Origin of the sequence: Candidatus Gillettellia adelgis (genome assembly GCA_020541285.1) — a bacterium.
Taxonomy (GTDB): Bacteria; Pseudomonadota; Gammaproteobacteria; order Enterobacterales; family Enterobacteriaceae; genus Gillettellia; species Gillettellia adelgis.
Genome location: CP047043.1, coordinates 705063 through 720000 on the forward strand (window position 1 = coordinate 705063; position 14938 = coordinate 720000).

General features: G+C 33.1%; 6 protein-coding genes. 4 read left to right on the top strand and 2 right to left on the bottom strand.

Features of this window, described 5'->3' with window-relative positions:
• The first annotated feature begins 7 nt into the window (after positions 1 to 7).
• Both prmC and kdsA read left to right on the top strand, forming a co-directional pair.
• The gene (prmC, locus tag GIY03_RS01535) at positions 8 to 838 is read left to right on the top strand and encodes a peptide chain release factor N(5)-glutamine methyltransferase (protein ID WP_457913954.1); all 831 of its coding nucleotides are present in this window, start codon (positions 8 to 10) and stop codon (positions 836 to 838) included.
• A gap of 2418 nt (positions 839 to 3256) precedes the next feature.
• On the top strand, positions 3257 to 4111 hold the full coding sequence (gene kdsA, locus GIY03_RS01540; RefSeq protein ID WP_457913404.1) for a 3-deoxy-8-phosphooctulonate synthase: 855 nt from the start codon (positions 3257 to 3259) through the stop codon (positions 4109 to 4111).
• A 2474-nt stretch (positions 4112 to 6585) separates the two neighbouring features.
• Here kdsA and pyk read toward each other — a convergent pair.
• Positions 6586 to 8028 (bottom strand): pyruvate kinase, encoded by a 1443-nt coding sequence (gene pyk / locus GIY03_RS01545; RefSeq protein WP_457913405.1) that lies wholly within the window; start codon positions 8026 to 8028, stop codon positions 6586 to 6588.
• Positions 8029 to 9726: 1698 nt separating this feature from the next.
• Positions 9727 to 10233 carry a tRNA adenosine(34) deaminase TadA gene (gene tadA / locus GIY03_RS01550; RefSeq protein ID WP_457913406.1) on the bottom strand — a complete coding sequence of 169 codons (507 nt, stop codon included), beginning with the start codon at positions 10231 to 10233 and terminating at the stop codon, positions 9727 to 9729.
• Between the two features lie 951 nt (positions 10234 to 11184).
• On the opposite strand from tadA, the gene GIY03_RS01555 reads away from it, so the two are divergent.
• Both GIY03_RS01555 and GIY03_RS01560 read left to right on the top strand, forming a co-directional pair.
• Complete coding sequence (locus GIY03_RS01555; RefSeq protein WP_457913407.1) at positions 11185 to 12108, top strand: ABC transporter ATP-binding protein; 924 nt, start codon at positions 11185 to 11187, stop codon at positions 12106 to 12108.
• Positions 12105 to 12875, top strand: coding sequence for an ABC transporter permease (locus GIY03_RS01560; RefSeq protein WP_457913408.1), 771 nt, complete (start codon positions 12105 to 12107; stop codon positions 12873 to 12875). The genes GIY03_RS01555 and GIY03_RS01560 overlap by 4 nt, the downstream gene beginning before the upstream one ends.
• Positions 12876 to 14938: the final 2063 nt, after the last annotated feature.

Here is a 14938-nt window from a genome sequence, read left to right on the forward strand (position 1 = left end):
TAATATAATGGATTACCGCTATTGGCTAAAATCCGCTGCTTCCCGATTAATATATAGTAATAGTCCTGATTGCGATGCAGAAATTTTATTAAGTTTTGTGACTGGCCGAACTAAAGCCTTTTTGCTAGCATTTGATGAAATACCACTAACTATTTTGCAACAGCAAGAACTAGAATCACTACTAAAGCGCCGTGAAAACGGTGAACCCATAGCCTATCTGGTCGGTGAACGTGAATTCTGGTCTCTACCGTTATCAGTGTCTCCAGCTGCTCTAATTCCGCGTCCAGATAGCGAACACCTAGTAATGCTAGCGCTAGAGCGTTTACCGAAATCATCTTGCTACATCCTAGATCTTGGTACGGGCACTGGTGCCATCGCATTAGCGCTAGCCAGCGAAAGACCAGACTGTAAAATAATTGGTATTGATGTAAAGCTCGATGCGCTTGCGCTCGCTCAGCATAATGCTAAAAAGTTAAAAATCAGAAATGCATATTTTTCACAGAGCAATTGGTTTGATTCCTTGATATTTCGGAATTTTTCTTTAATTACTAGCAATCCTCCATATATCGATGTTAATGATATACATCTGATGCGTGGAGATATACGATTTGAACCCGTCAGTTCGCTAGTGTCGGCACAACAGGGGTTATCAGATTTGAAAAGTATTGCCTATCAAGCACCGAAGTATCTACAACCACAAGGCTGGTTATTACTGGAACATGGCTGGCAACAAGGTAAGAATGTGCGTACACTATTGTTATCTGTTGGATTTACCTCGATTGCTACTTACCGTGATTACGGTAACAATGAACGTGTGACGCTTGGCCAGTGGCTGTAGAATTTAACTAAAAATTAAGCGTAGGATGATATGAAACAAAATAATGATTACTTTTATTATCTAACATGGTGTGTTATATAAAATAATTGCTATAAGAAATATTTTGATTAATAAAAGTGAATCAATAAGCTTTTATACATTCAGATGCAGTCTATCTAGAATGATAGTTATATGTTAGTTGATTATTCAGTCGTATTATACTAGTAATGATATCTTGGTTTATACGTCGCTGTACTCATTATACTAAAAATTAAATGTGCATTGGTTTTTATTTTTTTCTGTAGGGGTTGATTAGCCTATTATTCTAGAATTCATAACTGGATGCATAAAACATCAGTTATTTAAAGTATAGTGATGAATTTATTACTCACTAAAAATTATTTTTCACGTTGTATAGATGATTTGGTTTTCATATCTTAGATAAAGAAATATAAACTAGATAATATACATCTACTGTAGATTACTTATAATGGATAATGAAACTTCATGCGACAATAAGAACATTTTTATACAAATAACTACGAGTTACATCACAGATTTTAAATTTAATGATGCACTACTAAATTTCTGTTGATCCTCGTGGCGTAAGTTATACAGTGCAGTTTTCAGATTACTAAAGTTATGTTCAAGCTATCGACATGGACAGTTGCAGTACACATTGAGATATCGAATAGTTTTAATGGATAAGAGTATTGATATTAGCATAACTGCATTGAGTTTCGCTATGCTATCTAGCATTTTTACTGCATCAATATTTTCACCTAATAGGTGCTCTGTAGCTATTATATGACTAACTTTATTGAAGTTGTTATTCTATGATAAAATAAGGTAAGATCACCTGGATGTATAAAGTAAATCCGCTGCGAATGATATGCTTAATAAAAGATAGCGATCTTAAAAAATCAAATAGTAACACATTATCACATAAAAGTACTGAAAATTTCACGTCTTTCTTATACAATAGAATCAATAAAAACTCATCATTATAAGGGTACGTGTATATTTTAATCGCATGATTTGTATCATACCCGTCACTGCGGTTGCTTTACCTTAACTTTACTATAATAATACTGCAAGTAATGTACTGTCATGAGTTACCTCACTAAGGATATTATCTAACGTGCAAATTTATACCCGGTCTAATGATCATAATCATTACCGCTTCTTGTATCTTTTTAAAAGTTCAAGTAATTTTCAACGTATATTAAGTAAAAACCAGGCATGTACACCATATCTCTATTAGTTTTAGTAATGTATTATTCTCTAAACATAACAGCAAATCTCGACAGGCTTACTGTATATTCTTGTGTAGCTTATATATAAAAGTATTAATAGAGGGGCATAAGTACTATTTCTAGATAGATACTATCCTAAAAGATAGACTATATCCTTAACGTTAAACATATTTAATAATTTTTTGATAGTTAATAAATGTATTATGCAACATCCTACGATATTGCTAAACTAAATTGTTAGTATTTATTTCAGTGACTATTACTAATCGTATGCATTCGATAAGGCGCTAAATTAGGTATGTTACGCAACATATCTCTCATACACGCTCATATATCAGGAGAAGTTCTAGCAGTCTGCATAGCATTATATTTATTATAATATATATACTTGCACTCTATGAGTGGTTTTGAAGTACGTTGTTAGTTAATAAAATATCTGAAAAACATTTATTTAAGATTCTAGATTATCACTATCAATATAAACGCAGTAAATGTTCTAAAATTCTACAATTCCGATAAATTAGTGTACGGTTGCATAATTACGCAGGTGTGTTAGTGATAAAATCATTGATATTAGAACGATCAAAAGTTACAATTTCCGGATGCTAATACCTTATTGTTTTTTATAAAACATGATGCGAGACAATGTCAATCACGCTAGACTGAATGCTTACTATAAAATGTTATAAATAATGCAAAAATTTTGTATGCTACTCCAGAGTAGTAATATTCCAGAGTAAATGTTTAACCTCTTCAACAACGATCAATATCGGCAGGCTCTGTGTCATTGTGATATAATGTGTTATATAATTTTACGAGTTGATCACTAAGATAACGATGTGACAGTAAGATAACGATGTGACAGTGCTTTTAGAAGCTTAAAGATAGATGAATAGTAATATAAAGAGTATTAAGTTTTTAAATAAACACTGGTTACAATCAATTATATTTAAAATAATTTACGTTCTAAGAATACTTTAGAGTAACAGATCTTGAGAATTATAAACTTGTAAATAACAAGGTTAAACTAGAAAGATGAAGCAGGTATACCTTTGTGTAATACTTACTTTTAGTTGAATAACATTAAAAAAATCCGGTGCGCAAATTAATTAGGTTGATGTACTTCGCGGGATAACAATGTATCATGTTGCACTAACTCATACCATTGGCGCCAAAGGACAATATGAAGCAGAAAGTAGTTAAAATTAGTGATATTAATGTGGCAAATGATCAACCTTTTATACTGTTTGGTGGTATGAATGTGTTAGAATCTCGCGAATTAGCAATGATTGTCTGTGAACAGTATATTAATGTAACTCAAAAACTCAACATTCCTTACGTTTTTAAAGCTTCTTTTGATAAAGCTAATCGTTCTTCTATTCTCTCTTATAGAGGGCCAGGTTTAGAGGAAGGCATGAGGATTTTTGAAGACATTAAAAAAACTTTTGGTGTGAAAATTATTACTGATGTCCATGAAGCAGGGCAAGCACAACTGGTATCTGAGATCGTTGACGTGATTCAAGTACCTGCATTTTTAGCGCGCCAAACTGATTTCGTGACAGCAATCGCAAAAACTGGATCGGTAATTAATGTAAAAAAACCACAGTTTATTAGCCCTACGCAAACAAAAAATATTGTGGACAAGTTTAAAAAGAGCGGTAATGATCAGGTAATCTTATGTGAGCGAGGAAGCAATTTTGGCTACGATAATCTAGTAGTTGATATGTTGGGTATCAACGTAATGAAAAATGTGACTACTGGACATCCGGTAATTTTAGATGTAACACATGCATTACAAACCCGCGATCAATGCAGTGCTATTTCTGGCGGTCGCGCTGAACAAGTGGTCGAGTTATCACGCGCGGGCATCGCTGTAGGTTTAGCTGGCCTCTTCATTGAGGCACACCCAGAGCCAAAGAATGCGAAATGTGACGGATTTTCCGCGCTGCCCTTAGAGAAACTCGAACCGTTTCTAGTGCAAATCAAAGCAATCGATGAGTTAATAAAACAATTTACAATTTTAGATACCAGCAATTAAATATGATTTAATTAATTGATATGTGCAGATGAAATATTTTGTGATTTTTAGAATGCATGTGTTTATTTATTAAATATAAGATTTTCAAGATATTAATCTCGTTTAACATTTATTTATTACTTTTTAATAAAAAGGTAATAAGTACTTTACTTCAATAAAATCTGACAACTTATCATTAATACTTTTATAAAGTTGTAAAATTTTTTCTGCAGTTATTATGTTAGCAATAATCTTATTAATTAATGCTGCACATCATGTGATAATAATACGCTTTTGTCGGTATTTACTGCTAATCATACACTGATTTAAATATTTATTAATAAAATAAGCTTTCCCTCATTATATCACATTACATTCACCACTAAACAGAAAGTAGCGATCTATCACTCCTCTATTATACATAGAGTACATGATGGAAAGAATACAGATATAAAATAAAACTTCTAGTTTATAAAAACTATTCGCGTGACATACTAGTGTAAATTTAGTATTTTATCAGTCTTCACCGTCGATATATAACGCATAGTTATTTAATAACTAGCTCAAATCTAAACAGAGGCTTCGACAGCTATCTTAATATAGTACAACGCCGAAAAATGGTTGAAAGAATCATCTTGTATTGATTCTATGAGTCATAGAGGAGCGAAACTGTCTATAAAGACAATAAAAGCTAAGGACAGAATAAATTCCTTATAGAAACACAGCGGGTATATTATTAGTTCTTACAAAAAATGTACAGTGGAAGCAAAAGCAGTCATTTTATCCTAATGTAGGAGGAGTATTTATTTTTAAAGATATCGCTGAATCAAGTAATCCAAAAAAGCAATATATTCATGAATAAATATTCTCTATGTTACTAAACAGCAAGATTTATTAAATAATGAAAGATACATATATCCTTTATATTACAAGTGATATGTATATTAATTGTCTCATTCACTTTTTGGTATTAAATTTTTCCTAAGTGTCCTCATGTCAATACGACATATTTTTGCAACGCAATCTATAAGTGATAAAATTATTCTTTTAATCGACTGAAGACTCTTTGAGTTATTAGTATATTGTGTCATTTCAAGTATAATCGGTGTCTATTTTAATAGAATAAGTAATTATGTTAAAAATTGAGCGATCCAGTAAAAACTGATTGCTACTATGCGTATTCTACAATTTATATTTATATCTAATAATCAAAAGAACGCAGAGCGCTACATATCACGTAGGGAAAGTAATCTTTAATGGCATTAAATATGTTGACAAAAGACAGAAGACTTCGTGTACGAGATATAATGCAGAATTGCAGAACGATTATTCGCGGGGTTAATAATAACTTTGAGCATGTATAATCTAGCTTAAATGCATCAAGTAATATAGTGATTGCTGTGTTTATTGTAAATGTTGTAGTAAGATACTAATCTGAATAGCCAAAATAGCTGAAATACTTTTACAATAAAATTACAGTTTATAATGTTAGTGTAGTTTAAGTTATTAACTAAGAAGCAAACAAAACAATTCAAAAACATATATAGATGTGTTTGTCATTTGCAATGACAAGTAGCGCTAACAATATCTCTGTAAAATTGATATAACTTGTAATCATCAGATGATATATAAAGCATAGAAAAGCAACGTGTTAAGTTTTGCTCTATATTATATTCTAGAATATATCTCTGGTGATTAGAGTCAGAGCTATCCACTAGTCAGTCTAATCAAATTTGCCTTAATTTCGTGGTTGCGTTGACGTTATACGCAAATACTTCTAACTTTTATAGAAGCCATGCTAGTATTCATGGTACGTCCCTGCAACATTGTATTTTATATCTCGTAGTATATAGTTAATTGAATAGGCTATAATACTTATAGTAGTTTTATACAAATAATAAATTTAACATAGCGATAAAATAGGATATTGCGTTCTGAATATCTCAACTATAAACCTATTAAGTGAATCTAATATAAGGAGCACGGTTCTTTTTTTAGGATTGTATCTTCTATGGCAAGATATTATACGAAGTGCTGGACAATTTTAATCCAATACGTTCAAAAAATAGCAAAAAAATAACAGATTTGTTTTATAATATAGGCAACGCTGCAATTTTAAATTAATAATCTGTGTTTTAGTATTGATCGCTTTTAATTAATGCTTGACAGAGGCATTATTGCTCAAGGAGCTATATATTCGCATTAACTTTATATTTAGCAGTAAATGCTATACTTTTATTACTCATAAGTATACAACTAGGTATAGTATCGTAACGTAGCCGGTACGTTTACGTGATAAGATAAAAGAATTCGAATAAGAATTCAAAATTCTTGTATGACGTATTATCTATAACGTTTGATACTATCAAATAGTTTTACTAAACGACTATTACAGCATAATAGTTAAAACTAAAGCATATGATTTTAATATTAGTATAATAAAGAAAACAAATACCAGTGAATGACTAACTGGCTGATATTTGTTTTAGTAATTATTACTCAACGCGCACAATACGGCATGTATTTGTAGTACCAATAGTTTCCATTGCATCACCCTGAGCTACTATCACTAGATCACCAGATACCAAGAATCCCTGGTCACGTAGGTGGTTGGTGGCTTTAGCAGCGGTAATAGCATGATTATCGAGACTATCAAAGTACACTGGCGTTACACCGCGGTATAGTGCAGTCAAATTTAGTGTGTCATCGTATCTAGACATAGCAAAGATCGGTAGTCCAGAGCTTATTCGTGACATCATTAAGGCGGTACGCCCTGATTTAGTCATAGCAATCAGTGCGGTAACCCCTTTGAGATGATTCGCTGCATACATTGCAGATAAAGCAATCGCTTCTTCAACATTGTCGATCTGTACATTCAGGCGGTGTTTAGAAACCTTGATGCTCGGAATCTGCTCTGCACCTAAACAAACGCGCGACATTGCTGCCACAGTTTCTTCAGGGTATTTTCCTGCAGCGGTTTCTGCCGATAGCATTACAGCGTCAGTGCCATCTAAAACAGCGTTCGCTACATCCATGACTTCGGCGCGCGTTGGTAATGGGTTAATGATCATTGATTCCATCATTTGAGTCGCGGTAATAACAGCACGATTTAACATACGGGTGCGCCTAATGAGTTTTTTTTGAATACCCACGAGTTTTGGATCACCAATTTCGACACCTAAATCCCCGCGAGCTACCATCACTGCATCAGAAGCCCGAATAATATTATCCATAACTTCATCATTACGTACTGCTTCTGCGCGCTCAATCTTAGAGACGATTTTAGCATGACAACCTGCTTTTCGTACTAAACGACGAGCATATTCTAAGTCTGCACCAGAACGTGGAAATGAAACAGCTAGATAGTCAACCCCAATCTTAGCTGCAGTGATGATATCAACTTTATCTTTTTCGGTTAGTGCTTTTGCTGATAAACCACCTCCACGCTTATTAATTCCTTTGTTGTTAGACAGCGGACCACCAATAATAACCTCAGTAAATACTTTAGTACCTCGCACTTCAATTACTTTTAACTGCACACGACCATCATCAAGTAGTAGTACATCGCCTGGTATTACATCCTTCGGTAAATCTTTATAGTCGATACCAACTTTTCCGTGATCCCCTTCCTTATTAGATAAGTTGATATCAAGAAGGAATGTATTACCTACTTTAAGTAAAACTTTTCCTTCTTTGAAGGTGGAAATACGGATTTTTGGCCCTTGCAAATCACCAAAAATGGCGACATGACAGCCTAGCTTTCTAGAAATTTTACGTACCTTGTTTGCACGGATCTGATGATCTTCTAGGCTTCCATGAGAAAAATTAAGCCGCACTACGTTAGCGCCAGCGATAATAATTTTTTCTAAATTATTATCGCGGTCAGTAGCTGGTCCTAATGTGGCAACAATCTTAGTTCTTCTAAGGCATCTAGACATGTGTTACTCCGTTAACTGGTGAAGCACATAGGAGCTTCTAGTATTAGGTAAAAACTAACAGTTTAATGTGATGACATTTATTCGAATATATAAGCGGTCATACTATAAATTTTATACCGTAAATTTCCCTACTCACCTCAATGATACAATGATATATGATTTGAAGAGTTTACTGCATCATAACCCGTCTATCATTTATTGATTTAGAATAATATTCTACTATCGGATGGAAAATTACATCAATCCAGTTGCACGTTAGCATTTATGCATACCGTTCCTTATACCAGTGATTTAACAATCAGACAGCGTGGATGATTATTGTACTTATATTACTAATAGATAACTATTTGAAAAAACAAAATACAACACATATAATTTAGTATTGTTGCTTTGATTATTCATGTTTTTCCGCGCCTGAAAATTATCCAGTAAAATTATCAGGAAGAGTAATTTTCTTTGATGAAGTTTAATATATTATTTACTAATCAGGATATTACATTCACTGAGTATTGCTCTTTATCACTAAAAGTGTGCAAGTTTTACTATGAAATGGTAAAACACTTTGCGAATAATATTGGAGAGTAAAACGAGTGATGCACTGTTTTTCGTATCTCAGAAGACTCACACAACTAGCAGTAGATAAATTCTTAAATCTTAGTGTATAGTTTTATCATAAGGTTACGTTAAAAAACTGCCAAGACAGGTATAACTAAAGAGTATCCGATATCCTATATTATTTAGTAAACATTACCCTGTTGCAACGCGTTTATACGATAACTAGCAGTATGTGCTATTATTCACCAATAACTATCATCTAATACCTACAGTGTCGTCACCATAACAACTCATCTGTTACGCTGAATATCTTTAACAAGAATATTGAAGATATCGCATTAAATTAGCTATAAATGTCTTGGTTGGGTAAATGACTTAAGACATATTGAGACGCAACCCTTGTAATTAGTTATGAATTTAGTTTTCATCTAATTTTATTTGCGACTTAAAGGACATGTTAACAAGATTAACTGACAGCTATGATATGAAAGGAATTAACTATCAAGGGTTGCCATAAAATCTATAGATTCACTTCGTCCACTAACACATGGGTTATAATATTGTGATCATGCCACTATTAATAACCTCAAAGTTAATGATCTTTATAATTTATAAGAGAGCATCTCAAGTAGTACGCTCTAAAAAATAGTTAATAAATGGGAAATATATTTCGAAAACATGTATTATGCATATCAATGCATACAATTATTGTAAGTGGCGTTTTTAACATCGCTTAATGAAATTATATTTAATCGCTTACAATTAACTAAATCTAACAGGTTAACCCCGCCCCAATAGCTAAATTAATGTTCACTTACATCTTTCTATGTTTATCTAAAGCGCTGCTATTTATATCTGACTTATGGTTATATTACTGTATGTACGGTTGACATGTAGGCAGATAACATTCCTGATATCATATTATCGTAAATAATTTTGATTAAAAGCTGATATAATCAGCTTGTCATCAGTGTTTTCGAAAAGAAGCTATCTAGAGTTTTTTCTGATATCATTGATGTGCTACACCATTTTGCACTATAAGTTTGTTCTGTGTGAATTATTCTTTTCATAGTAGTTACTAACTAACTTATTATGCTGCAGATCCTCTGAGTTTTACCTTTTCTAATTAAAAGTACTAAAATATTAATCTATTTTATGACTTATACGTAAAAATTGTTTTAATTTTTTTTTCTGTTCACGGCGTAAGCGAAAAAAATGATGCAACATCGCACTGCACTTGTTAGCCAGCACACCTGAAACAAGTTCGACTTTATGGTAAGGGCTGGCATATCGCATAATGTCTGTCAATAAGCTAATCGCACCAGTTTTCTTATAAGTTGCACCATACACCAACTTGCGTATGCGACTATGCACGATCGCTCCTGTACACATTATACATGGTTCAAGTGTAACATATAGTGTAGTATTTAGTAAACGGTAGTTCTTTAGCGCTGCGCCACCTTGGCGTAATGCTATGATTTCCGCATGAGCTGTAGGATCATGACAGCTAATTGAGCGGTTCCATCCTATACTAATCACTTCATTATCCATTACTAGCAATGCTCCCACAGGCACTTCGCATTCTTTTTGAGCTTTGAAAGCTAGTTGCAATGCTTGATACATCCAGTATTGATCGCTATGTGTAGCCATTAGTTATATTCATAATATTTTTAAGATAAAGTGGATTATATATCCGTAATTCATTAAAATGTAGACCACAGAATTTAGCTTCTATTATGAAGCTTATAAGATTTCTTGTTAAGTTTTTATTATATATCGTATAATAGTATTTAACTTTCCACTAACACACCTTTTAGTAAGATACCATAATGTGTATTTATTACCTGCGACGTTAAATTTCTAATAATCTTTATCGGGTTTAGATTTTTAGCTATAGGAAGATTAGTAGTACAACTGTATTCTTATTATTATAACTCAGCCTTTTGTACTATACAGTACGCACTGTATAGTACAAAAGGCTGAGTTATAATAATAAGAATGAAGCACATTTATTGCCCCATACAAAGTTCTAAGATTTTAAAGAAAGATTTTAAAATAATGCATCAGGCAATAAGCCGTAATCAGAGCTACGTTGTACTAAATGTGTTCTGGCATGAAACCGTCACATCTTTTATTATATAGGGTTGATGTGCATTGTTAATTACTAGAAATATGTCTTTAAGTTAATTCCGTGTATACTTATTGCACTTGAAGCTACGAGACACGAGAATAGATAGACTAATCGTTTGTTTTCATTTTTAGATACAACACTACATCTTAAAAGGTTGTGAATATATCCTGCAGTATACGAAGTACAGGGAGTTAGCAATATAGCAAATTCCTAAAGTCATATCTGTAAGTATACAACTGAAGTAAACAAGAAAATCTAACGTATGAAAAAACCACGATATGATTAAGGTACTTCATTACATTGTAACACATTGAAAATAATGTAAATTATATAGAATCACTCTGATTATTTGAAATGCGAGAAATGACACTATGCCCTAAAATTTAACCTAGTTAAATACCAATAATAATCGAAGCATTTCAACGCTAAGATACAGTAATATGCTTATTTTATAAGGTACCTATTTATACATGAACTATGCACTAGAACTGCTACAACTTACCAAGAATTATTCCGATGGTACAAAAGCATTGTGTAATATTAATCTAAATGTTCAAATAGGAGATTTTTATGCCTTGTTAGGGCCAAATGGTGCCGGAAAATCTACTATAATCGGTATTATTAGTTCATTAGTCAACAAAACTAGCGGCACAATACGGGTATTCGGTTGGGACATCAACAAAGATCTTGTAAACGCTAAACGCCAGCTTGGACTAGTGCCACAAGAATTTAATTTCAATCCCTTTGAAACTATAATACAAATTATGATTAACCAGGCAGGCTACTATGGTGTTACTCGTAATCAAGCGTTACTACGTGCAGAAAAATATCTCACAAAGCTTAATTTATGGGGTAAACGTAATCAACCTGCGCGCATGCTATCCGGCGGTATGAAGCGTCGTTTAATGATTGCACGTGCATTAATTCATCAACCAAAACTACTAATCCTTGATGAACCTACTGCTGGAGTAGATATTGAACTTCGCCGTTTAATGTGGAGCTTTTTAAAAGAGCTTAATGCTGATGGCATTACTATTATTCTCACAACGCATTATTTAGAAGAAGCGGAGATGCTATGCCGAAACATTGGTATTCTCCAAAATGGCAAATTAATAGAAAATACTTCAATGAAAAACCTGCTATCTAAGATGAAATCAGAAACCTTTATTCTTGATCTCGCAGAGAAAAGCACGCTCCCAAAACTCAGTGGCTATCATAGTCGTGCAACTGATGCTATGACGTTAGAAGTAGAAGTGATACGTAAGCAAGGATTAAATTCCTTGTTCTCTCAATTGAGCGAACAGGGGATACAGGTGATGAGTATGCGTAATAAAACTAACCGCCTAGAAGAGTTATTTATCACTTTAGTTAAAGGTAATGGAGAAAAAACATGACACATTTGCATTTAGTAGCCTTGCAAAGTATTTTGTCTAAAGAAATTCACCGTTTTTCGCGCATTTGGATACAGACTTTAGTGCCACCAGTGATAACAATGACGTTATATTTTATTATCTTTGGTAACTTAATTGGTACACATACCTGGGGGATACATGAGTGTAGTTATATGCAGTTTATTCTTCCAGGTTTAATCATGATGGCCGTGATTATGAATGCATACACTAATGTTGCTTCATCATTCTTTCATGCAAAGTTCCAGCGTAATATTGAAGAGCTACTTGTGGCACCAGTATCTACGCATGTGGTGATTGCAGGGTATGTTGGCGGCGGCGTGGCACGTGCTATTTGCGTTAGTGTCTTGGTAACCGGTACCTCATTGTTTTTTTTGCCGCTACACGTGTACGCTTGGTGGGCGATCGTGCTGACATTGCTACTAACAGCGGTGTTATTCTCCTTAGTAGGAATTATTAATGCAGTATTCGCTACTACGTTTGATAACATTAGCTTAATCCCAACTTTTGTGTTGACACCTCTCACCTATTTAGGTGGGGTGTTTTATTCTCTAACACTGTTATCGCCATTTTGGCAATCAGTATCTAAGTTAAATCCAATTGTCCATATGATTAGTGGATTACGCTATGGCTTCCTTGGTATCAGTGAGGTACCTTTAGTTTTTACTCTGGGAGTATTAATAGGGTTGATTGTAATATTTTACCTATTGTCTTGGCATCTAATCGAACAGGGTTATGGGTTGCGTAGTTGAACATTTCATAATGTTAGGTAACTAATGCATTATAATTAATTTAATGCAACATAATCATATGAACTAATCCGCTTATTTTTATTATTCAGTTATGATATTGATATATCAACTAAGTGCATGTCTTTCATAAAGACAGTCAATACTTAACGTACGATTATTGTGTTGGATTTGCTATTTTAGCATTTCATAGTCTGGTAGACAATTTTGTCATATGTGTACAGATACTAATCTAGTATAGTAAATGACTTATGTGACTGAGGCTATTGCGACGTTTTTATTGAATTATAATAGAAGATGTTATAGTGAATATCCAGAATGCGTAATTCTAATTAATAATAGTGTATTTTAGAAAATCTAACTATTCAAGTGATAACTTGAATACACAACACTACTATCAGATAATGAGTTAACTCGTATTTTTTATGTCAGTTTTACTATTATTTAAATAATGTTACTATACTAACAAAAACATCTTATGTGAAGAAAAGAATTAAAGCAATCACCGCAATTCTGCAAGATATACAATAGCATTGTAGCATTATTTAAGAGTATTTCTGCTATTGTAATATTTTTGATAGAAAAATTTTAGTACTTTCTTTAGGACAAGTCAAGGTTCATTGTCATACAATCTATTTTTTATTAAAATTAAGCGTATCAATAATTAAAAGCGTACAACTATTTTAGGTTAACATCTATTGACGTTAGCTAGGATGTATTGTAGTCACTTGCTAAGATACATACTTTAAAATAATTAAAATAATTTTTTCGATTAAAATTACAACTTAGCGTAATCCAGCTATTTATTCATTGATAGCTTCATATGCCTCCTGACTGTTTATTACAGTCTAGCGGTATATGAAAATTTATTGATAAAATACTCAATACATAAAATGGCGATGTAGACTTGCTAGCGTTAAATTAAAAGAACCGAGACATCAAAGGCACAAAGGTATAATCAATATTTATTTCGCTATTTTTTCTCTATTACTGCTAAGACTGTACTTACGCAATTTATGAACAATGGTAGGCTCTAATACACCATGTTTCTTCAACAAACTTGCAAGTACTTGGATAGGCATGGTTTAACTGCGTAAAATACAAAATATTTAAAATGCTTGTTCATATCATTCGATGACTCCTCGAGTATTCGTTTCCTAAATTATATCCCATTAAATTCTGACCAAATCAGATCTGTAGGATGCTCTTCAAAACAAAGCAATAGTAATGAGGAGTGTATTAAAGTGATAAGAGAATTTTTTTAAAACTCGCTGTATTACACTAAAGTAGTGAAATGTTCTAAGTTTCGTAGATTATTCGCATAGCAATATTTATCTGCTCTTCCTCACCTGTTTGACCAAACCTTCATAAAGAAGCGTTGTAACTTAGTTGGCATGCGAGGCGACACTTTACTGATTGCATCAAGAATAATGCACTACTATTAATAGGCTCAAAAAGTCGCGTTATTTTCTACTATAGTTAGCATGAGCGCCTGGAGCATAACTTAAGATTCTTCTATCCAGTTGTCATCTAGACAGGCTACACAGTTCAATACGAAAAAAGTCATTTATCGAAACATTGCATGAATAGCTCGCCCATGCGGAAATATCTTTTCCGGTGCCGGCAGCGCCAATAATTAATAGCAGTGCATCAAATATTATTAATTTTACGTACCTGTTTTACCGTATGCAACATGCATGCACTGATAGCGATGATTATATAAATTGAATATCATGATTCACTAACCAAGGCTATAATTAACACCTGATGCATGCAATTGATCTTGGCAGCGCTATTGTTCCAATAGCGGTTTTCTCTATTCTACATTTCCGATATAAAGCAGTATATTGTTCTATTAAAAGTCTTGATTTTCAGATGATTACCTCTCTAAAATATAGAGAAGCATGTGTTTTCCTGAGAAACATAAAATATATTATTGATTAACGGGATAACCGCTTAATGGTAGATAATATCTTATTACAACTCAATATAACTAGCTCTGCCGGATTAGTCATTTGAATATTGCCTTTCACATCCATTAATCATACTAGTTCAAATATTAACTC

Excerpts from the sequence above, each read along its gene's own strand:
- GIY03_RS01555 (WP_457913407.1), top strand. The coding sequence starts at position 11,185 with ATGAACTATGCACTAGAACTGCTACAACTTACCAAGAATTATTCCGAT.
- tadA (WP_457913406.1), bottom strand. The coding sequence starts at position 10,233 with ATGGCTACACATAGCGATCAATACTGGATGTATCAAGCATTGCAACTA.
- kdsA (WP_457913404.1), top strand. The coding sequence starts at position 3,257 with ATGAAGCAGAAAGTAGTTAAAATTAGTGATATTAATGTGGCAAATGAT.
- pyk (WP_457913405.1), bottom strand. The coding sequence starts at position 8,028 with ATGTCTAGATGCCTTAGAAGAACTAAGATTGTTGCCACATTAGGACCA.
- prmC (WP_457913954.1), top strand. The coding sequence starts at position 8 with ATGGATTACCGCTATTGGCTAAAATCCGCTGCTTCCCGATTAATATAT.
- GIY03_RS01560 (WP_457913408.1), top strand. The coding sequence starts at position 12,105 with ATGACACATTTGCATTTAGTAGCCTTGCAAAGTATTTTGTCTAAAGAA.